Annotated in this window: 18 protein-coding genes and 1 pseudogene; 9 read left to right on the top strand and 10 right to left on the bottom strand. The window is 72.1% G+C overall.

What is annotated here, in order from left to right; all coding sequences use genetic code 11:
- Window positions 1-21 precede the first annotated feature (21 nt).
- Window positions 22-2103, top strand: coding sequence for a SpoIIE family protein phosphatase (locus QFZ75_RS04910; protein WP_307534133.1), 2082 nt, complete (start codon window positions 22-24; stop codon window positions 2101-2103).
- Window positions 2104-2162: 59 nt separating this feature from the next.
- On the opposite strand, the gene QFZ75_RS04905 is transcribed toward QFZ75_RS04910, so the two are convergent.
- The 5 genes and pseudogenes from QFZ75_RS04905 to QFZ75_RS04890 form a co-directional block, all read right to left on the bottom strand.
- On the bottom strand, window positions 2163-2651 hold the full coding sequence (locus QFZ75_RS04905; protein ID WP_373466087.1) for a hypothetical protein: 489 nt from the start codon (window positions 2649-2651) through the stop codon (window positions 2163-2165).
- A 90-nt stretch (window positions 2652-2741) separates the two neighbouring features.
- Window positions 2742-2840, bottom strand: a pseudogene (locus QFZ75_RS41055) (zf-HC2 domain-containing protein); the annotation flags it as partial.
- 178 nt (window positions 2841-3018) lie between these two features.
- Window positions 3019-3534, bottom strand: a complete 516-nt coding sequence (locus QFZ75_RS04900) for a hypothetical protein (protein WP_307534129.1) — start codon at window positions 3532-3534, stop codon at window positions 3019-3021.
- 135 nt (window positions 3535-3669) lie between these two features.
- Entirely contained in the window at window positions 3670-4215 is a 546-nt protein-coding gene (locus QFZ75_RS04895) for a sigma-70 family RNA polymerase sigma factor (RefSeq protein ID WP_307544215.1), read from the bottom strand.
- A gap of 194 nt (window positions 4216-4409) precedes the next feature.
- Window positions 4410-4871 carry a universal stress protein gene (locus tag QFZ75_RS04890; protein ID WP_307534127.1) on the bottom strand — a complete coding sequence of 154 codons (462 nt, stop codon included), beginning with the start codon at window positions 4869-4871 and terminating at the stop codon, window positions 4410-4412.
- Window positions 4872-5037: 166 nt separating this feature from the next.
- Between QFZ75_RS04890 and QFZ75_RS04885 the strand changes: the two genes are divergently transcribed.
- Window positions 5038-5904 (top strand): polysaccharide deacetylase family protein, encoded by an 867-nt coding sequence (locus tag QFZ75_RS04885; RefSeq protein ID WP_307534125.1) that lies wholly within the window; start codon window positions 5038-5040, stop codon window positions 5902-5904.
- 73 nt (window positions 5905-5977) lie between these two features.
- Here the strand turns inward: QFZ75_RS04885 and QFZ75_RS04880 are convergent, their stop codons facing one another.
- Entirely contained in the window at window positions 5978-6640 is a 663-nt protein-coding gene (locus QFZ75_RS04880; RefSeq protein ID WP_307544214.1) for a class F sortase, read from the bottom strand.
- 332 nt (window positions 6641-6972) lie between these two features.
- On the opposite strand from QFZ75_RS04880, the gene QFZ75_RS04875 reads away from it, so the two are divergent.
- Complete coding sequence (locus QFZ75_RS04875; protein WP_307534123.1) at window positions 6973-7461, top strand: hypothetical protein; 489 nt, start codon at window positions 6973-6975, stop codon at window positions 7459-7461.
- 109 nt (window positions 7462-7570) lie between these two features.
- Here QFZ75_RS04875 and QFZ75_RS04870 read toward each other — a convergent pair whose 3' ends face one another.
- The 3 genes from QFZ75_RS04870 to QFZ75_RS04860 all read right to left on the bottom strand — a co-directional run bounded on the left by QFZ75_RS04870 (window position 7571) and on the right by QFZ75_RS04860 (window position 9743).
- Window positions 7571-8110 (bottom strand): hypothetical protein, encoded by a 540-nt coding sequence (locus tag QFZ75_RS04870; RefSeq protein WP_307534121.1) that lies wholly within the window; start codon window positions 8108-8110, stop codon window positions 7571-7573.
- A gap of 246 nt (window positions 8111-8356) precedes the next feature.
- The gene (locus tag QFZ75_RS04865; RefSeq protein WP_307534120.1) at window positions 8357-9121 is read right to left on the bottom strand and encodes a hypothetical protein; all 765 of its coding nucleotides are present in this window, start codon (window positions 9119-9121) and stop codon (window positions 8357-8359) included.
- 16 nt (window positions 9122-9137) lie between these two features.
- The gene (locus QFZ75_RS04860; RefSeq protein ID WP_307534118.1) at window positions 9138-9743 is read right to left on the bottom strand and encodes a hypothetical protein; all 606 of its coding nucleotides are present in this window, start codon (window positions 9741-9743) and stop codon (window positions 9138-9140) included.
- A 299-nt stretch (window positions 9744-10042) separates the two neighbouring features.
- Between QFZ75_RS04860 and QFZ75_RS04855 the strand changes: the two genes are divergently transcribed.
- The 3 genes from QFZ75_RS04855 to QFZ75_RS04845 all read left to right on the top strand — a co-directional run bounded on the left by QFZ75_RS04855 (window position 10043) and on the right by QFZ75_RS04845 (window position 14264).
- Window positions 10043-11005 carry an SCO0930 family lipoprotein gene (locus tag QFZ75_RS04855; RefSeq protein ID WP_307534116.1) on the top strand — a complete coding sequence of 321 codons (963 nt, stop codon included), beginning with the start codon at window positions 10043-10045 and terminating at the stop codon, window positions 11003-11005.
- 314 nt (window positions 11006-11319) lie between these two features.
- Complete coding sequence (locus tag QFZ75_RS04850; protein WP_307534114.1) at window positions 11320-12132, top strand: SAM-dependent methyltransferase; 813 nt, start codon at window positions 11320-11322, stop codon at window positions 12130-12132.
- Entirely contained in the window at window positions 12129-14264 is a 2136-nt protein-coding gene (locus tag QFZ75_RS04845) for a bifunctional diguanylate cyclase/phosphodiesterase (protein WP_307534112.1), read from the top strand. The genes QFZ75_RS04850 and QFZ75_RS04845 overlap by 4 nt, the downstream gene beginning before the upstream one ends.
- Before the next feature lie 227 nt (window positions 14265-14491).
- Here the strand turns inward: QFZ75_RS04845 and QFZ75_RS04840 are convergent, their stop codons facing one another.
- Complete coding sequence (locus tag QFZ75_RS04840) at window positions 14492-15376, bottom strand: LysR family transcriptional regulator (RefSeq protein ID WP_307534110.1); 885 nt, start codon at window positions 15374-15376, stop codon at window positions 14492-14494.
- A 130-nt stretch (window positions 15377-15506) separates the two neighbouring features.
- Between QFZ75_RS04840 and QFZ75_RS04835 the strand changes: the two genes are divergently transcribed.
- Genes QFZ75_RS04835 through QFZ75_RS04825 form a run of 3 tightly spaced genes read left to right on the top strand, consistent with a single transcriptional unit; the run spans window position 15507 to window position 18923 of the window.
- Complete coding sequence (locus tag QFZ75_RS04835; RefSeq protein ID WP_307534108.1) at window positions 15507-16178, top strand: succinate dehydrogenase; 672 nt, start codon at window positions 15507-15509, stop codon at window positions 16176-16178.
- A gap of 1 nt (window position 16179) precedes the next feature.
- Window positions 16180-18177, top strand: coding sequence for a fumarate reductase/succinate dehydrogenase flavoprotein subunit (locus tag QFZ75_RS04830; protein WP_307534106.1), 1998 nt, complete (start codon window positions 16180-16182; stop codon window positions 18175-18177).
- The gene (locus QFZ75_RS04825) at window positions 18174-18923 is read left to right on the top strand and encodes a succinate dehydrogenase/fumarate reductase iron-sulfur subunit (protein WP_307534105.1); all 750 of its coding nucleotides are present in this window, start codon (window positions 18174-18176) and stop codon (window positions 18921-18923) included. Before QFZ75_RS04830 ends, QFZ75_RS04825 begins: the two co-directional genes overlap by 4 nt.
- Window positions 18924-19294 lie beyond the last annotated feature (371 nt).

The raw sequence follows: 19294 nt of genomic DNA, 5'->3' as shown, positions 1-19294 counted from the left end.
AAACCCTGACAAGGTGGGCTCATGGTTGATCGGGGTGCGAACGCCCTGTCACTCCCGGACGACTGGCCCGCCCACCCGGATCCGATCCTGGCGCTCAACCGCATGGGCAGCTTCGACTGGGACCTGGACAACGGCGTCATGCGGATGGATGCGCTGGCGCACGAGATCTTCGACGTGCGCCCCGAGGAGTACACCGGCCGTCCGCAGGACCTGGCGCCCCGGGTGCCGCCGGACGAGGCCCACCGCCTGGACATGCATGTCTCCCGGTCCCTCAAGGACGGCAGCGAGAACTACGGGGCGTACTTCCGCGTCCGGCGCCGGGACGGCACCCTGCGCTGGACCCACACCCAGGGCTGCATCCAGCGCGACGGGACCGGCCGCCCGCGCCGTGTCATCGGCATCGTCCGCGACGCGACCCGGGAGCTGGGCGAGGCCCGGGAACGCCGCGAGCAGACCGCCCCGGACGACGAGGCCCGCCGCCGGCAGACGAACGTCGTACAGCTCACCACGGCGGCCCTCGCGCACGCCCGCACGGTCCGGGACGTCATCGACGTCCTGGAGAACAACCAGGGCGTCACCTCGCTGGGCGCGACCAGTCTCGTCATGGGCCTGGTCGAGGCCGGGCGCATCCGCCTGGTCGCGGAGGGCCCCAAGGGCAGCTTCGTGCCCGGCACCCTGGTCACCCACCTGGACGAGCAGTACCCGATGAGCGAGGTCGTGCGCACCCTCACGCCGCGCTACATCGAGTCGCCCGAGGAGTTCGCCGCGTCCTACCCGCTGCTGTGGCCGCACATCACCGGGCTCGGCATCACCTCGGCGGCCTATCTGCCGCTCATCGCCCAGGGCAGGCCCGTCGGCGCCATGGGGCTCCTGTACGGCGACCGGCACGGCTTCTCGGCCCAGGACCGCAACGTCCTCGTCGCCCTCGGCAGCAGCATCGGGCAGAGCCTGCGGCGCGCCATGTTCTACGAGCAGGAGAAGGACCTCGCCCAGGACCTCCAGCAGGCCATGCTGCCGCGCTCGATCCCGGACGTCCCGGGCGCCGACGTCGCCGTGCGCTACCGCTCCGGGTCCCTCGGCCGCGAGATCGGCGGCGACTGGTACGACGTGATCCCGCTGCCCGGCGGCAGGGTGGGCGCCGTCATCGGTGACGTCCAGGGGCACGACACGTACGCCGCCGCCGTCATGGGCCAGCTGCGCATCGTGCTGCGCGCCTACGCGGCGGAGGGCCACACCCCCGCGGCGGTGATGGCCCGCGCCTCCGTCTTCCTCCACGAACTCGACACCGAACGCTTCGCGACCTGCCTGTACGCGGAGATCGATCTGGCCACCGGAGTGGTCCAGGCGGTCCGGGCCGGGCACATCGACCCGCTGGTCCGCGACACGGACGGCAGCTGCCGGCGGCTCTCCGTCGAAGGGGGTCTGCCGCTCGGCCTGTCCGCCCTGTTCGGGCGCCTGGAGTACCCGGTCGGCACCTTCGAGCTCGACCCCGGCCAGACACTGCTGCTGTGCACCGACGGCCTGGTGGAGCAGCCGGGCATCGACCTCGACGAGGGCATGCGGATCCTGCGGGCGCTCGTCGCCACGGGGCCCGCCGACGTCCGCGACCTCGCCGACCGCCTCATCGACGTCGCGGAGGAACGCGGCGGCGAGGACGACGTGGCGCTGCTCCTGCTGCGCCGGATGAGCGTGGCCGCCCGGCGCTCCGAGGGGCGGCTGCGGCAGCACGTGGGGCCCGGCGACCCCGAGGCGCTCACCGGGGCCCGGCACATGGTCCGCGCGGCCGTACGGGCCTGGGGTGCGGGGGACCGCGCCGACGAGATCGAGCTGGTCGCCGACGAGCTGGTCACCAACGCCCTCCTGCACACGGAAGGCGCCGCGATCGTCACCCTGCGCGTCCTCACCGGGCCCGACCGCCGCCTGCGGGTCGAGGTCGAGGACGCGTCCAGCGCCCTGCCCCGGCGCCGGGAGGCGGGGGAGTCCGGCGTCTCCGGGCGGGGCCTCCTGCTGGTGGACCGGCTCGCGGACATGTGGGGCGTGGAGGCCAGGGGCGGCGGGAAGTGCGTGTGGTGCGAGTTCGTGGTGGCGGACCGGCCGAGGTGACGACAGCCTCCGGCGGGCCGCGGGACGTCCGGGTTCCCGGAGCGGTCCGGGAACCCAGGTCAGGGCTTGATCGTCACGAGCCGTTCGCCGTCCCCCGTGCGGACCTCGTACCGGACGATGTCGGAGGGGTGCATCGCCGCCGCGCCCCGCATGGCGTCGCGGGGCGGCGCGGCCTGCGCGGGCACGGTCCAGCTCAGGACCACCTGCTCCGAGCCGTCGGCGCCGACGGCGACCAGTCGGCACGTCTCGTCGGCGGAGGCGTTCTTGACCCTGGCGTCCACCTCGCTGCCGTAGGCCCGGTCGTGGGTGGTGACCTCGGCCCACACCCCCGTCCCCGGATCGGTCGCGGCGACCGTCCGCGCGGCGGGGGCGGCGTCCGCAACCGCCACCGCGTCCTCGTCCCCGGCGAGGACCGCGATCGCGGGCCCGCCGACGGCGAGGACCACGGAGGCGGCGATCGCGTACAGCCAACGCCTGCGCCCGCTCCTGCGGGCCGAGACGACATCCTCCAGGAGCCGGTCCAAAAGGCCCGGTCCGGCCTGTGTCATAGGGTTCACGGAGCGCGGCGTCGCCTGGGCGTACGCCCTCAACGTCCTTGTCGTGGCGGACAGTTCATGTATCTGAACCGCACACTGGGGACACTCCATGAGGTGGTCCTCGAAGCGGAATGCATCCGCCTCGTCCAGCACGCCTAGCGCGTATGCGCCGACGTCGCGGTGGCGTTCCAGCGACCTCATACCAAATCCTCATTGCCGTGCCGATGGGGGGTGTGTGCGGGGAGTAGCTGCTTGCCCACCGGTACGCAGGAGACCGCCGAATCACTCAAGCCCCGCCCGGAATGCAACCAGGAGATTCGGAGCGGCCGGGCCCGCGGATTGGTCGAGGTCCGAAAAAAACCGGTCGCGGGAGCCGGGCTCAGAACAGATGGATCGCCAGGTGCCCGAGCGGCAGCCCCAGCTGCCACGCCGGGGTCCAGACCTTCGGGCCGTCGTCCTCCCCGACGACGGGCCCGCCGCCCGGCACCGCGTCCAGGTCGGGCGCCAGCAGCTCGGTCTCCTCCAGCCAGCGCCAGGCCTCCGCCGCCAGGTCCAGGTCCGGTGCCGGGCCGCCCGCCTCGCGTGCCTCGTCCTCGAGTCCGGCCATGCGCTCGCGCACCCAGTCCTGCCACGGCTGGTCGTACGCCGTCAGCGACAGCCACGTCTCCAACTGCGTCACCACCCGGATGCCGGAGAGCTCGCCGCTCGTGTCCGACAGGAAGATGGTCAGCGCCAGGGCGTCACGCCCGGCACGGAACTCGAAGGACGTGGGCGGCATCAGGTCGCCGGTCCGCAACAGCTCGTCGGCGATGTACTCGGCGTACAACCAGGCCATGGGGACGGTGAGTTCACCACCGCCCGTGCCGTCCGTACTCTCTTGACCTCTGTGCAGCATCCCTTCCCGCCTTCCTCCGGTGCGTACGCGTCGCCCGTCCCCGGGCCCCAGTCGGGAACACGGATGAGGACAGCTGATTGCTCAACCATGATCCTCAGCAAGGCGCTTTACGGAGGCTTGACCCAGCCTCCGGTTTCACCGCAGGTCGGCCGCGTATCCCGGAAGAACCCGGCGCAGGGCGCGCAGCGCGTAGTACGCGCGAGATTTCACGGTACCGGGCGGAATGCCCAGGGCCGCCGCGGCCTCCGCCACGCTCGCCCCCCGGAAATACACCTGCACCAGGACTTCACGGTGTTCGGGAGTGAGAGTCTTCACAGCCTCCCGCACATCCAGTGTCGCCACGGAGCGTTCCGCGTGATCGGCCGCGACCCGCGCGCTCTCCAGCACGGCGTCCCCCACCTCGGCGGGCCGCGCCTGCCGGGCCCGCCGGGCGTCGATGGCGAGGCGTCGGCCCACGGTCAGCAGCCAGGGCCGTACGGAGTCGAAGTCGTCGGCGCGCAACGCCTCGGGATGCTGCCAGGCGCGTACGAACGTCTCCTGCACCAGATCCTCGGCGCGCTGGCGGTCCCCGTCGGAGAGCCTCAGCAGCAGGGCGAAGAGCGGTGCTCCGTGCTCCCGCTGCAAATCGGCCAGCTCGTGCTCGGCGGTCGTCCTGCTGGTCATGGTGATGGCGGCCGTCATGGCCGTATGCCAGCGCAGGGCGTCCCGCCGGGACAGGGCCACGACACGGCTCGTCGGCAGACGGTCGAACCCGTCGGCGAACGGTACGACGAACGGTCATCCGGGACGGAAGCCTCCGCCTCCGCATCCGGCCGGACCACGCGGGTCCGGCCCGCGGCACCGCCGTGACCGGTTCACGCCGGCCCGGCACCGCCCTACGGGACCACCGTCACCGGCCAGCGCCCGGCCTTCACCAGCCGGATGGCGACGGAGCCGACGATCCGGTGCCCCGCCTGCTCCGACGCGCCCACCACGACGGCGTCCGCCTTGAGCTGTTCGGCCGCCGTGACGAGGCCGTTGTAGGGGTCGCCGCGGAAGGTGTGGAACTCCCAGCGCACATCGAATATGCCCTTGACCTGCTCGGCGGCCGCCTGGATCTCCCGGACCAGCTCCTCGGCGATCTGGTCGGTGGTCTCGGCGACCGGTACCCCGAGCGCGGCACCCGCCGCCAGCACCGGCTGTACGTACACCAGGGTCAGCAGCGCCCGCTGCCGGCGGGCCAGCCCCGCGGCGTAGGAGGCGGCCCGCAGCGAGGACTCCGAGCCGTCCACACCGGCCATGATGACCTTGGGCCCGTCGGTGCCACGTTCGAACTGGTGGGAGTGCTGTTCCGTCACGGCCCGAGGCTATCGGAACCCGTCGGCCGGACTGCCGTCCGGGACCCGCCGGACCGCGGAGCACCGCCCGGCCCGCCGCCCGCCGGATGCTCCCAACGGGTGTTTTCGTACGTCCGCTCCGGTGGCGGTGTGCGCGGGTGCGCCACCACCGGGCGACTGATCACTCATGAATAAGGATCAGCTCTGCTCGCGGCGCCGGGCGCTGCTCGCCGGTGCCGCCGTCCTGGGAGCGGGAGCGGCGGGCGTGGCCGGCACGGTGCACGTGCTCACCGGCGACCCGGGCCCCCCGGCCCGCTCCTCCGCCCCCGCGCCCGCCCCCGCTCCCGCCGGGGCCCGGGCGAACCGGATGCCCCGCAAGCCCTCCGCCTACCGTCTGCAGCCCATCGCCGGATACGGACCGGCCCTCGGCAGACCCGCCCGCACCTCCGTACGGCACGAACCGTTCCTGCGGATGTCGGGACGGGGCCGCAGCATGGTGCTGTCCTTCGACGACGGCCCCGACCCCCGCTACACCCCGGACATCCTGCGGGTCCTCAAGGCCCACGACGTGCGCGCCATGTTCTTCGTGTGCGGCGAGATGGCCGCCGACAACAAGGACCTGCTGCGCCGGATGTCGGACGAGGGGCACGTCGTCGGCAACCACACATGGTCCCACCCGCTCCTGACCCGGCTGGGCAGGTCCGCGATCCGCTCCCAGATGGAGCGCACCAGCGACGTCGTCGAAGAGACGTACGGGGAGCGGCCCGGCTGGTTCCGCGCGCCGTACGGGGCCTGGAACCGGGCCGCGTTCCAGATCGGCGCCGAGCTCGGCATGGAACCGCTCGCCTGGACCGTCGACACCCTCGACTGGACGACGCCGGGTGCCCGCGCCATCGAGCGCCGGGTGGTCAGGGGGGCCGGCCCGGGTGTGGTGGTCCTCGGGCACGACGCGGGCGGCGACCGCTCGCAGAGCGTGCGGGCGCTGCGCGACTACCTGCCGCGGCTGCTGGACTCGGGGTACCACATCACCGTGCCCCGGCGGCGGTTCACCTGAGACAGGGGTGGGGGCCCGTGGAACTCCACGGGCCCCCACCCTCTCCCGGCGTACCCCGCCTTCCCGGCGTACCTCAGCGGACCTCGACGAGCCGGGCGAAGGCGACGACGTTCCCGTCGTAGCCGTTCTGCTTCGAGAAACCGCCGCCGCACGTGATGACCCGCAGTTCGGGCTGTCCGGTGTTGCCGTAGACGCGGTCCCCGGGGAAGTCGTTCTTCTCGAACACCTCGATGCCGTAGATCTCGAACACGGCGGTCCTCCCGTCCCTGCGTCCGACCTCCACGCGGTTCCCCTTCTTCAGGGCCCCGAGGCCGTAGAAGACGGCGGGCCCCTGCCGGTTGTCGACATGGCCCACGACGACGGCCGTGCCCTTCTCGCCGGGCGAGACCGCGCCGGAGAACCAGCCCGCCAGGTTCGGGTCCTCCGGCGGCGGCGCGTCCACCCAGCCGTCCATGTCGAGGCCCACCGGCACGGCGGGGGCGTCGACCTGGATCGCCGGGATCCTGACGCGGTCCACCACCGAGAACGACAGGGGGGCCGGAGCGCCCGGCCGGGACCGGCCCGCGACCGGGCTGTCCGCCGCCGCGGCCGTCGCGGGCTGCGGGGGCCCCACGTCGAACTCTCCCGAGCCGTTGCGGATGAGGGCGAGGCCGGTCAGCAGGACAAGAGCTATGACACCCCAGGGAGCCCGCTTCCTGGGGCGCTCCTCCTCTTCGGCCAGCTCGGACACGGACATTCGCACACCCCTCTCGACGCGGCCGTCGCCCCGTCCGTCGCGCATACGAGAACGCTAAGCGCAGCATGCGGACGGGGCGACGGGAGACGTGCGAACGGGTGGCGGGCGGGGTGGCCGTGCGCCATCCGAGTCTGCACCGGAACTAATTTCCTGACGGTCTGTGACCTGCGGCAATATCCGATTGTGTTCCCATCCTTCGGCGTGTCCCCTCACCGGTACGGACCATTCTCGAAATGCGGCCCTGTGCACGACAACTGAGTGTTCGTCTGGGAGGCGTTCTCTCGCCGATCGACCCGGGGACGTTCCCCGGGGCGCCTCCCGCGGAGGATCACATGCGTAGCACTCGTGCCCTGGCGGTCTCTGCGACAGCGGTCGCCGCCCTCGGACTCACCGCCCCCCAGGCCGCGGCCTGGGACACCTCGAGCAACATCGTCGCCATGCCCAGCGCCATCGCCCGGGGCGGCCAGCTGACCGTGACCGTCGACGGGTGCCCCGACGGCGGCTACATGACGTCCAACGCGTTCTCGCGGGCCTCTCTGTCGCCGATCAGGAACCACAGCGAGACGTCGAAGGGGACCACGACCGTCAACCGCTCGGCCACCCCGGGCGCGTACGACGTCACGGTCCACTGCAGCGGCAAGCCCGCGCTCACGAAGTCCGCCGCCTTCACCGTCATCGGCGGTGTCCGCGGTGGTCTGGGCGGCAGCAGCTCCGACGGCGCCACGCCGACCGACATGGCGATCGGCGGCGCGCTGGTCGGGCTCGCGCTCGTCGGCGGCGGGGTGTTCTGGATGCGCCGCCGCGCCGAGAGCAGGATCTGAGCCCCACCCCCTCGCGGGACGGGCCCCTCCACCGGAGACCGGACCGCACGCCGGACGGCCCTGCGCCCCGGACCCGCACGGGTCCCGGGGCGCAGGGCCGTCCGGTGCGTCAGCCGCCGTGTTCGCCGGCCCGCCTGCGCGACCAGCGGTACGCCGCGCCGACCGAGCCGGCGACGAGCGCCGCCCCCAGGCCGATCTCACCCGGGTCGAAGCCGCCGGCCGCGCCGCCGACGCCCGCCTTGACGCCCCGGTGGGCGGGCGGGTGCGTCGGATCGTCCGGACGGCCGCCGGCGATGGTGAGGTCCGTGTGGCCGGATTCGTGCCCGCACCGGAACGTCACGTCGTACACCGCGCCGGGCCGGGCCTCCCAGTCGACGGTGGCCGTGCCGGTGGACTGCCCCTTGTGGAGCGTCACCGTGTCGAAGACGCCGGAGGTGACCTCGGCGGTCTTCCTGCAGCCCTCGACCGACAGCGTGACGCGGCCGCCCGCGGCGATGGTCGACGGGGTGACGTCGAAACCGAACGAGGTGATGTCGTGGTCGGTGCCGCCGTCGCCGTCGCCGTCGCCCTCGGCGGCGGCGACGGGCATGACGAGGGCCAGGGCGGTCATGCCCAGCAGTGCGGCCGAGGCGACGCGTATCGCGCGCATGGTCAGTCCTCCGGTCCCCGAGGAGCGGACCGCGGACCTTTTCCGCTGCGCCGTCCATGCACCTCGATGACCGAAACGCTAGGAAGGTGCGGGTGACGGCGCGATCGCAGTAGCGCGAATGGGGCAACCGTGTGGGCCGAACCGGTTGTCCCGTTCCTGCGGACGGGGGACGGGCGCGGCGTGGCACCCGCCCCCCGTCCCGCTCCCCCCGGCCGGTTGCCGGCCCGGTCCGCCGGTGCGGGTCCGTCACCCGCCGGCTTTGGGGAAGTACGTGAGGAACGGTTCCGTGGTCGCCGTGATCCCGCGGCTGTAGGGAGCGTCGAAGTCCCAGATCAGGAAGAGCAGGAAGGCGATCAACGCGGCGAACAGGCCCGCCAGGACCACCTCCCGCAGGGTGCGGCGGATCTGCAGGGCGAAGATCATCCCGACGGTCACCACGGCCCCGATGATCAGACCGAACCACACCACGCCCGGCATGGTCGGCGCCGCCGAGTCGGCGCGGGCGGTGCGCGCGGTGTCCGCCGCGGTCACCTGGTCGAGGAGCGGCTGGTAGGCCTGGGCCTCGAAGTCCGTCCGCGGCTCGTAGTCGGTGACGTCGTGGCGGATACGGTCCAGCAGCTTCTCGCCCTGCCCGGTGACCCGGCCGCCGTCGGCCATGGTCTTCCACTCGACGGTGACGACGTGGTCGACGTACGCGTCCACGTCGGCCCGGATGCGGTCGCGCACATCGGGCGGGTAGACCCGGACCCGTTCGTGGATCTCGTGCAGCGCGTGCGCCTCCGTCTGGACGTGGTCCTCGGCGACGCCCCGCGCCTCCCAGACCCCGGCGATGGCGAGGCCCAGCACGATGGCGTACACCACGCCGATCATCATCGTCATGTACTCGATGACGTCCGGCGTCTCCGAGGGGTCGTCGTCCTCGGAGACCGTGCGGTGCCGCACGAAGGTGACGACGAGGACGACGACGGCGGCGGCCGCCATCGCCAGGGCGAGAACAAGCCATTCCGACAAGGGGTCCTCCAAAGGATCAGCGCGGGCGCAGCGCGGCGGCCGCGAGCACCGCCGGCGCGGTGATGAGCAGGGTGAGCGACACCAGGGACGGCCCGCCGCGGGGCGGGGCCCTGCGCGCCCTGATGCGGTACGGCGGATAACTCACCGGAGTCGCCGACGGACCGGGCCGCGCGCTGGGAGCCGGCGCCGGGGGCGGCGCGGGCGGCGCCGGCCGGGGCGCGGCGGGGACGGGCCGCGGCTTCGGCGGCGGGGCCGGCACGACGGCCGGCGGGGCGGGAGCGGGCCGCGCGGGCGGCGGCGGGGCCGGTGTGGGCGTCGGCCTGGGGGCCGGTTTCGGGGGCGGCGGGGGCTTCGGCGGGGGAGGGGGCTTCGGCGTCGGGCTCGGCGGGGGAGGGGTCGGGGACGGGCAGGGCGGTGTGGGCGTCGGGGGCGGGGTCGGGCAGGTGCCCGCCACCGCCACCGCATGGACCCCGCCCGCGCCGGTGGAGGCGTACGCGCACGCGTCGGCGGCCGCGGGGGCCGGTGCGCCGCCCGCGATCCAGGTCAGGGTCAGGAGCGCCAGCAGCCGTACGACGAGGGCGGATCGCAGCGGCGGAGCGGTGGTTCGCAGTGGTCCAGGCACGCTCGCGATCATCGGTGCCCGAGTGCCGTCGGATGGATGAATGTCGGTGTAATTGCCCCGAAGGAGGGACAACGGGGCTCGCACGGTTGCCGAACAGCCCCGGACGATCCTCCGTGCGGGGTCCCGGGGTCCCGGGGTCCCGGGGGCCCCTCGGGACCCGTCCTGAACAGCGCTCCCGGGCGTTACCGGAAAGAAATGTGTGCCCTCTTTGAACACTCACCGCGTCACCGCCCGTACCTAGGGCCATACGCGGTGCTGAGCAGCGCCGCAGACACCTAAGCAGACAGCGGGAGTTACCAATGAAGACCTCCTGGCGGAGCGCCTCACTCGTAGCGTCAGCTGCGGCAGTGCTGGTGCTGACGACGGCGTGCGGTCAGGAAAAGGCGGACACTTCGACCGGCACCCAGAACGTGGGCGCGGCGCCCGCGGCGGGTGGCTACGGCGCGGCGGCGAGCCCGAGCACCGGGACCGCCGCCGAAGGGCAGGGCACGGTGGCGCAGAGCGCCGGACAGCTTGCCGTGGCCGACACCGACAAGCTCGGTGAAGTGGTGACGGACAGCGCCGGCATGACGCTGTACCGCTTCGACAAGGACACGGCCGAACCGCCGAAGTCCGCCTGTGACGGCGACTGCGCCGAGGCCTGGCCCCCGGTCCCGGCCTCGGGCGCCGCCGCCCCGATCGGTATCGACAAGTCCCTGCTCGGCGAGGTCACCCGTACCGACGGTACGAAGCAGCTGACCATCGACGGCTGGCCGCAGTACCGGTTCGCGAAGGACACCAAGGCCGGTGACACCAAGGGCCAGGGTGTGGGCGGCACCTGGTACGCGTCCGCCCCCACCGGCAAGAAGGCGTCCGCGGCGGGCGGCGGCACGGCCGCCGCCGACCTGCCCGGTCTGTCGACCCGCGAGGACGCGGAGCTCGGTGAGGTCGTCGTCGACAAGAACGGCATGACGGTCTACCGCTTCGAGAAGGACACCCCGTGGCCGATGAAGTCGGCCTGCGTCGGCGCGTGCCTCGAGAAGTGGCCGGTCGTCGAGCCGGTGGACGCGACCGACACCAAGGGCATCGCCAACAAGAACGACGGCCGGCGCGGCTATGTCGTCCTGAACCGTCCGGACGGGCTCAAGCAGCAGAGCATCGACTGCTGGCCGCTCTACACCTTCGCGGGCGACAAGAAGCCCGGTGACATCAACGGTCAGGGCGTCGGCGGCACTTGGTACGCCATCTCCCCCGAGGGCAAGCCGCTCGGCAAGTCGAAGTAGTCACCCCGAAGCAGCCGCCCCGTACAGCTGGACGAGTACGGACAAGCGCCGTTTCGCCCCTTCCGTGCCGCACGGAGGGGGCGAAGCGGCTTTTTCACATCCGAACGGCCGCCGTCGCGCCCCCTCGTGACTCTGCGCGATTCCCGCCGATCTCTTTGGAACGCTTCGGGGCGATTTCGCTGGGCATCCCGTCCGGCACGTGCCGCGGGCAGCGGTCTTGAACGGACGGTCAATTTCCGTTTCCACTCGCTCCATTGCCGGGCGATCAGTAGCCTCTGCTCGAACACCGGATCGTCTACGCGTTGGAGAGACAGATGGAGCGTCCCGCCTGGGCCCCGCGTGGCATCGACATCTCGGTGCCCAGCGTGAGCCGCATCTACGACTACTACCTGGGCGGATCGCACAACTTCGAGATCGACAGGGAAGCCGCGCGCAGGGCCATGGAGTTCATGCCGGGGCTCCCCAAGATCATGCAGGCGAACCGGGCGTTCCTGCGCCGTGCCGTGCGCTTCGCGGCCGACGAGGGCATCACGCAGTTCCTGGACATCGGCTCGGGAATCCCCACCTTCGGCAACGTCCACGAGGTGGCCCAGAGCGCCCGTCCCGGCGCCCGCGTGGTCTACGTCGACCACGATCCGGTGGCCGTCGCGCACAGCGAGGCCGTCCTGGCCGGCAACGAGGACGCCGACGTCGTCGCCGGTGACCTCCGCAAGCCCGGGGACATCCTGGCGAATCCGCGGCTGCGGCGGCTGATCGACCTGAATCGGCCAGTCGCGCTGCTCCTCGTTGCCATACTTCACTTCGTGGAGGACGAGGACGACCCGTACGGGGCGGTGGCGGAACTGCGGGACGCGCTGGCGCCCGGCAGCCTGTTCGTCGTCACGCACGCCGCGTACGAGGGGATCCCGCTCTCCCAGGAGCGGGCCGGCGGCGCCGTCGACGTCTACAGGGACATCCGAAACCCGCTGATCATGCGTTCGCGCGACGACATCGCGCGGTTCTTCGAGGGGTACGACATGGTGGAACCCGGACTGGTGCCGATGCCGGACTGGCGGCCCGACCCGGCGTCCGAGGACGAGGATCCTTACTCCTTCTCGGGTTTCGCGGGCGTGGGGCGCACGGCATGAGCGCCGAGCCGGACGGGCCGGAGGACAGACTGCGCAGGTTCGCGACGATCTGGAGCCGGGCCGTCTTCCCGGTGACCGCCACGTCGCTGACCCGCCCCGAGTTCGAGCAGCGCCTCGTGCCGCTCGCCCGGCGGCTCAGCGAGGCGCTGCGGGCCAGGACGTTCGAGGCGGCCGAGGGACAGGCCGTCGGCGCTGCCCTCATCGGGGCGCACTGCACCGAGCCCGAGGCGCTCAGCGCCACGCTCGACTGCGTCGACGCCTACCTGGTGCTCTACTGCGGCGGGGACGGGCCGCGGGACGACCTGCGCGCCCGCTCGGCGCGGCTGCAGCACGCCATGGCCGCCGGATTCGCGCGGGCGCTGCGGGAGCGGACGCTGGCCGAGCAGGAGAACATCGCGCGCGCCGCCCTCCAGGCCCAGGGCATCGTCGCGGACGCCCTGCACGCCACCGAGGCGCGCTTCCGCGCGGTCTTCGAGGGTGCGGCCATAGGCATCGCCGTCGCCGATCTCGACGGCAACGTCCTGCAGGTGAACAACGCCCTGCTGCGTATGTTCGGCGGCACCGAGCAGTCGGTGCGCGGACGCAACGTCACCGACTGGACCCACCCCGAGGACGCCCCCCAGGTCTGGCGGCTCTACGAGGAACTGGTGAGCGGCGACCGCGAGCACTACCACGTCGAGAAGGCCTTCTACCGGCCCGACGGAACGGTGCTGTGGACCAACCTCACCGTCTCGCTGCTGCGCGACGCGGACGGGCGCCCGCAGTTCCAGCTCGCCCTCATGGAGGACACCACCGAGCGCAGGCTGCTCAATCTCCGGCTGCGGTACGAGGCGACGCACGACGCGCTCACCGGGCTGCCCAACCGCACCCTGTTCTTCGAGCGGCTCGACAAGGCCCTCGCGGCGGGCGACGGCATGCGCTTCGGCCTCTGCTACCTCGACCTCGACGGCTTCAAGACCATCAACGACAGCCTCGGGCACGCGGCGGGGGACCGGCTGCTCGTCGAGGTCGCCGACCGGCTGCAGTCCTGCGCGACCGCGCCCGGCGAGATGGTGGCCCGGCTCGGCGGCGACGAGTTCGTGGCCCTGACGACCGGGCCCGATACCGAGAGCGAGGTCGACGCGCTCGCCGACCGCATCATGAACGCCCTGGTGACCCCGGTGCGCATCGACGGCCGGGACCTGACGGTCCGCGGCAGCATCGGGATCGTCGAGGGCCCGGTGGGCGAGCGCGGGCCGGCGGAGGTGCTGCGCAGCGCCGACATCACGATGTACCGCGCCAAGTCGGCGGGCGGCAACCGGTACGAGCTGGCCGACGCCGAGGCCGACGCCCGTGCCATCACCCGGCACGGGCTCACCACGGCGCTGCCCGCCGCACTGGAGCGGGGCGAGTTCTTCATCGAGTACCAGCCGCTCGTCCACCTCGGCGACGGCAGTGTGCACGGTGCCGAGGCCCTGGTGCGCTGGCTGCACCCGCAGCACGGCGTGCTCGGCCCCGACCGGTTCATCCCGCTCGCCGAGCACACCGGCCTGATCGTGCCGCTGGGCCGGTGGGTCCTGGAGCAGTCGGTCCGTCAGGCCCGCGTCTGGCAGGAACGTCACTCCGGCGCGGGCCCGCTGCGCATCAACGTCAACCTCTCGCCGTGCCAGCTGACCCATCCCGGTCTGGTCTCCGACACGGTCGACATCCTGGAGCGCGCCGGTCTCGAACCGAACGCGCTCTGCCTGGAGGTCACCGAGTCGGCGCTGATCGGCGCCGACGACGACCTGCTCAAGCCGTTGCGGCGGCTCGCCGAGATGGGCGTCGACATCGCGCTCGACGACTTCGGCACGGGGTACTCGAACCTCGCCAACCTGCGGCGGCTGCCGGTGAGCATCCTCAAGCTCGACCGGTCCTTCACGCAGGGCATGCAGCAGTTTCCCGCCGATCCGGTCGACCTCAAGATCGTCGAGGGGATCGTGTCGCTCGCCCACAGCCTGGACCTCGCGGTCACGGTCGAGGGGGTGGAGACGGGGGCGCAGGCGGAGCAGCTGCGGATCCTCGGCTGCGACACGGCTCAGGGCTGGTACTACGCCCGCCCCGGGCCGCCGGACCGGCTCCACGACCTGGCCCTGGTGGACGCGACGGGCTGACCGCCCTTGCGCTCCGCTGGGCCGGGTCTGTCGGGTGCGGTGCGGTTCAGGGGTGCGGGTGCGTGGGGGCTGATCGCGCAGTTCCCCGCGCCCCTGGAAGACGGGCTTCGCCCTGATCTTTCGTCAGCAGGGGCGCGGGGAACTGCGCGGCCGGCCACAGCGGGCCCGCACCCCCGCGCGGCGCCATGCCACGACGGTGCTCCAGGGAGCGGCAGCCGAAGCGGAGCTCACCGTTCCAGCAGCATCCGCTGCAGCTCGCGGGCCGCCCGGGGCGGAGCCACGTCACTGCGGTGCGCCAGCGCGATGGTCCGGGCGAGACCGGGCCGGGCGAGCGGCGTCACCCGCAGGCCCCGCCCCGACCGGGTCGCCACCATCCGCGGCACCACGGCCACCCCGAGACCCGCCCGCACGAACCCCAGGACGGCGTCCATCTCCCCGCCCTCCACCGCGAAGTCCGGCTCGAACCCCGCGGAGCGGCACGCGGCGACGGTCAGCTCCCGCAGGTCGTACCCGTGCCGGAACATCACCAGCCGTTCCCCCTCCAGATCCGGGATGTCCACGGTCCGCCGGCCACGCCCCGGCGCCGGCGCCTCCGGCGAGGACACCACGACCAGGTCCTCCCGCAGCACCTCCACCGTGGTCAGCGCGGGCGACGGCGTCGGCAGCGGCAGGACCACGAGGGCCAGATCGAGCGCCCCGCGGGCCAGCTCCCGTACGAGGTCGTGGGAGCCCCCCTCCTCGATCAGCAGCCTGATCCCCGGGTACCGGTCGTGGAAGGCGCGCAGCACGTCCGGCAGCAGCCCCGTGCACAGACTCGGGGTCGCGCCCAGCCGGACCCGCCCGCTGCGCAGCTGGACCAGCTCCTGCACCTCGTACCGGGCGGTGTCCGCGTCCGCGAGGATGCGCCGGGCCAGTGGCAGCAGGGCCTCCCCGGCGTCGGTGAGCGTGATGTTCCCGCGCGCCCGCAGGAACAGGTCGGCCCCCAGCTCCCGCTCCAGCGCCTTGATCTGCTGGGAGAGCGACGGCTGGGCGACATGGACCAGATCGGCGGCCCGGGTGAAGTGCCGGGTCTCGGCGACCGCCACGAAGTACTGGAGCTGCTGGAACTGCATCCCGTCATCGTACGCCGATGATAGACAGTGCCTATGGAAACCAGCCGTACCATGTCTTGGACCGATCGGCCGGATCGGCCGTAATGTCGATCACATGGCTCTGGCAACGCGGACGGACCGAAAACCGTCCATGACGCGCACCATGTGGGACTCGTCCGTCGGCAAGAAGACCGTGATGGCCGTCAGCGGCCTGATCATGCTGGGGTACCTGGTCGTCCACATGCTGGGCAACCTCAAGATCTTCTTCGGCTCGGGCGACTTCAACCACTACGCGCACTGGCTGCGCACCCTCGGCGAGCCCTTCCTGCACCACGAGTGGGCGCTGTGGATCGTCCGCGTGGTCCTGGTCGTCGCCGTCGTCGCGCACGCCGTGTCCGCCTACCAGCTCAGCCGCCGCGACCTCCGGGCGCGCCCCACGAAGTACGTGCACAAGAAGCCCCGGGCCGGTTACGCGACGCGCACCATGCGCTGGGGCGGGATCATCCTCGGCCTGTTCATCGTCTGGCACATCCTGGACCTGACGACCGGCACCGTGCACCCGAACGGCTTCCAGTCCGGGCACCCGTACCAGAACGTCATCGACACCTTCTCCACCTGGTACGGCAACGTCGTCTACATCGTCGCGATGCTCGCGCTCGGCCTGCACGTCCGGCACGGCTTCTGGAGCGCGGCACAGACCCTCGGCGTGGGCAGCCGCACCCGCGACCGGGCCTTGAAGACCGTCGCCGACGTGCTCGCGCTGGTGCTGACGGCGGGCTTCATCGCCGTACCCGTAGGTGTGATGACCGGAGTGGTGAGCTGATATGACCCCTGAAACCGACACGACCTCTGGATCCGCCGCGTACGGGACGTTCGCCGAGTACACGACCGGTGAGCCGGTCGTCGACACCAAGGCCCCGCGGGGGCCGGTGAACGAGCGCTGGGACACCCGCCGCTTCGAGGCCAGACTGGTCAACCCCGCGAACCGCCGCAAACACACCGTGATCGTCGTCGGCACCGGGCTCGCGGGCGGCGCCGCCGGCGCCACGCTCGCCGAACAGGGCTACCACGTCGTGCAGTTCTGCTACCAGGACTCCCCGCGCCGGGCCCACTCCATCGCCGCCCAGGGCGGCATCAACGCCGCGAAGAACTACCGCAACGACGGCGACTCGGTGCACCGCCTGTTCTACGACACCGTCAAGGGCGGCGACTTCCGGGCGCGCGAGTCGAACGTCCACCGGCTCGCCCAGATCTCGGTGGAGATCATCGACCAGTGCGTCGCCCAGGGCGTGCCCTTCGCCCGCGAGTACGGCGGCCTCCTCGACACCCGTTCCTTCGGCGGCGTCCAGGTGTCCCGCACCTTCTACGCCCGCGGCCAGACGGGCCAGCAGCTCCTGCTCGGCGCCTACCAGGCCCTCAGCAGGCAGATCGCGGCCGGGAACATCGAGATGCACGCCCGCACCGAGATGCTCGACCTGATCGTGGTCGACGGACGGGCGCGCGGCATCGTGGCCCGCGACCTGGTCACCGGGAGGATCGGCACGTACTACGCGGACGCCGTGGTCCTCGCGAGCGGCGGGTACGGCAACGTCTTCTACCTGTCGACCAACGCCATGAACTCCAACGCCACCGCGATCTGGCGGGCCCACCGGCGCGGCGCGTACTTCGCCAACCCCTGCTTCACGCAGATCCACCCCACCTGCATCCCGCGCACCGGCGAGCACCAGTCCAAGCTGACCCTGATGAGCGAGTCGCTGCGCAACGACGGCCGGATCTGGGTCCCGAAGGCCAAGGGCGACGACCGCCCGGCGAACGAGATCCCCGAGGACGAGCGCGACTACTACCTGGAGCGCATCTACCCGGCCTTCGGCAACCTCGTCCCCCGTGACATCGCCTCCCGGGCCGCGAAGAACGTCTGCGACGAGGGCAGGGGAGTGGGCCCCGGCGGACAGGGCGTCTACCTCGACTTCGCGGACGCCATCCGGCGCATGGGCCGCAAGGCCGTCGAGGAGAAGTACGGCAACCTCTTCGACATGTACGCGCGGATCACCGCCGAGGACCCGTACACCGTGCCCATGCGGATCTACCCCGCCGTGCACTACACGATGGGCGGACTCTGGGTCGACTACGACCTCCAGACCACCGTCCCCGGCCTGTTCGCGATCGGCGAGGCCAACTTCTCCGACCACGGGGCGAACCGGCTCGGCGCCTCCGCGCTCATGCAGGGTCTCGCCGACGGCTACTTCGTCCTGCCGTCCACGATCAACGACTACCTCGCCCGCAACCCGCACCGCTCCGGCGACGAGGACGTGAACGACGAACACCCCGCCGTCCAGGAGGTGCTGGCCGACACCGAGGACCGGCTGCGGCTGCTCCTCGCCGTCGACGGCGACCGCACCCCCGACTCCTTCCACCGCGAACTCGGCGAGCTGATGTGGGAGTTCTGCGGCATGGCCCGTACGGACTCGGGGCTGCGCAAGGCCCTGGAGCGCATCCCGCAGATCCGCGAGGAGTTCTGGCGGCGCATCAAGGTCCCCGGCACCGGCGAGGAGTTCAACCAGTCGCTGGAGAAGGCCAACCGGATCGTCGACTACCTGGAGCTCGCCGAGCTGATGTGCCTCGACGCGCTGCACCGCGAGGAGTCCTGCGGCGGCCACTTCCGCGAGGAGTCCCAGACCCCGGACGGCGAGGCGGCCCGCCGCGACGAGGAGTTCTCCTACGCGGCCGCCTGGGAGTTCACCGACACCGGTGGCGCGCCCGTCCTGCACAAGGAAGACCTCGTCTTCGAGTACGTCCACCCCACCCAGCGGAGCTACGCATGAAGCTCACCCTGCGCGTCTGGCGGCAGCGGAACGCCGACGCCGACGGAGCCATGTCCACGTACGAAGTGGACGGCATCTCGGCCGACATGTCCTTCCTGGAGATGCTGGACACCCTCAACGAGGAGCTCATCCTCCGGGGGGACGACCCGGTCGCCTTCGACCACGACTGCCGCGAGGGCATCTGCGGCGCGTGCTCGCTCGTCATCAACGGCGACGCGCACGGGCCCGAGCGCACGACCACCTGCCAGCTGCACATGCGGTCCTTCCAGGACGGCGACACGATCGACATCGAGCCGTGGCGGGCGGCCGCCTTCCCGGTCGTCAAGGACCTGGTGGTCGACCGGACCGCCTTCGACCGGATCATCCAGGCCGGCGGGTACGTGACCGCGCCGACGGGGGCCGCGCCGGAGGCGCACGCCACGCCGGTGCCCAAGCCCGACGCGGACTTCGCGTTCGAGCACGCCGAGTGCATCGGGTGCGGGGCGTGCGTGGCGGCCTGCCCGAACGGGTCCGCGAGCCTGTTCACCTCGGCGAAGGTGAACCATCTGAACGTGCTGCCGCAGGGGGCGCCCGAGCGGGAGACGCGGGTGCTGGACATGGTGGCGCAGATGGACGAGGAGGGGTTCGGGGGATGCACGCTCGCGGGTGAGTGCGCGACCGCCTGCCCCAAGGGGATCCCGCTGATGTCCATCACCGGGATGAACAAGGAGTGGCTGCGGGCGACTCGCAAGGGGTCCAGGCGATAGGGCTCCGCCGACCGCGGAAACCGCCTCGGTCGTTGTCCGGCCGCCGGCCGGCGGGGGCCGGTCGCGCCGCTCCCCGCGCCCCTTACGGGGCCCTCACCTGGCTGCCTGGATCGGTGGCCGAAAAAACGTTCGCCGAGGGTGCGGACGGGCGGGACCGACGTGGTGCTCAACCCCGGTCCCGCCAAGCACCCCTGCCATTCGCCGAGCCCGCACCCGGTCTCTCTCCACGGGTTGCCCGGCGGTCAGCCGGGACCGGAAGAACAGGAGCGCACGGACCGTACGTCACGGTCCGCCGCGCCGCTCCGTCTCCTGGCTCGACATCCCGCTGCCGGCCGCCTTCCAGGCCGCCCTCGACGCGGGGGCGGCCGTCC

The sequence above is a fragment of the Streptomyces sp. V3I8 genome (genome assembly GCF_030817535.1).
GTDB lineage: Bacteria > Actinomycetota > Actinomycetes > Streptomycetales > Streptomycetaceae > Streptomyces.
This window is presented reverse-complemented; position numbering and strand designations above follow the sequence as displayed.

What these genes read in the sequence shown, in the direction of transcription:
- QFZ75_RS04910 (WP_307534133.1), top strand. Translation starts at nt 22, where the DNA reads ATGGTTGATCGGGGTGCGAACGCCCTGTCACTCCCGGACGACTGGCCC.
- QFZ75_RS04905 (WP_373466087.1), bottom strand. Translation starts at nt 2,651, where the DNA reads ATGACACAGGCCGGACCGGGCCTTTTGGACCGGCTCCTGGAGGATGTC.
- QFZ75_RS04900 (WP_307534129.1), bottom strand. Translation starts at nt 3,534, where the DNA reads ATGCTGCACAGAGGTCAAGAGAGTACGGACGGCACGGGCGGTGGTGAA.
- QFZ75_RS04895 (WP_307544215.1), bottom strand. Translation starts at nt 4,215, where the DNA reads ATGACGGCCGCCATCACCATGACCAGCAGGACGACCGCCGAGCACGAG.
- QFZ75_RS04885 (WP_307534125.1), top strand. Translation starts at nt 5,038, where the DNA reads ATGAATAAGGATCAGCTCTGCTCGCGGCGCCGGGCGCTGCTCGCCGGT.
- QFZ75_RS04880 (WP_307544214.1), bottom strand. Translation starts at nt 6,640, where the DNA reads ATGTCCGTGTCCGAGCTGGCCGAAGAGGAGGAGCGCCCCAGGAAGCGG.
- QFZ75_RS04875 (WP_307534123.1), top strand. Translation starts at nt 6,973, where the DNA reads ATGCGTAGCACTCGTGCCCTGGCGGTCTCTGCGACAGCGGTCGCCGCC.
- QFZ75_RS04870 (WP_307534121.1), bottom strand. Translation starts at nt 8,110, where the DNA reads ATGCGCGCGATACGCGTCGCCTCGGCCGCACTGCTGGGCATGACCGCC.
- QFZ75_RS04855 (WP_307534116.1), top strand. Translation starts at nt 10,043, where the DNA reads ATGAAGACCTCCTGGCGGAGCGCCTCACTCGTAGCGTCAGCTGCGGCA.
- QFZ75_RS04850 (WP_307534114.1), top strand. Translation starts at nt 11,320, where the DNA reads ATGGAGCGTCCCGCCTGGGCCCCGCGTGGCATCGACATCTCGGTGCCC.
- QFZ75_RS04845 (WP_307534112.1), top strand. Translation starts at nt 12,129, where the DNA reads ATGAGCGCCGAGCCGGACGGGCCGGAGGACAGACTGCGCAGGTTCGCG.
- QFZ75_RS04840 (WP_307534110.1), bottom strand. Translation starts at nt 15,376, where the DNA reads ATGCAGTTCCAGCAGCTCCAGTACTTCGTGGCGGTCGCCGAGACCCGG.
- QFZ75_RS04835 (WP_307534108.1), top strand. Translation starts at nt 15,507, where the DNA reads ATGACGCGCACCATGTGGGACTCGTCCGTCGGCAAGAAGACCGTGATG.
- QFZ75_RS04830 (WP_307534106.1), top strand. Translation starts at nt 16,180, where the DNA reads ATGACCCCTGAAACCGACACGACCTCTGGATCCGCCGCGTACGGGACG.
- QFZ75_RS04825 (WP_307534105.1), top strand. Translation starts at nt 18,174, where the DNA reads ATGAAGCTCACCCTGCGCGTCTGGCGGCAGCGGAACGCCGACGCCGAC.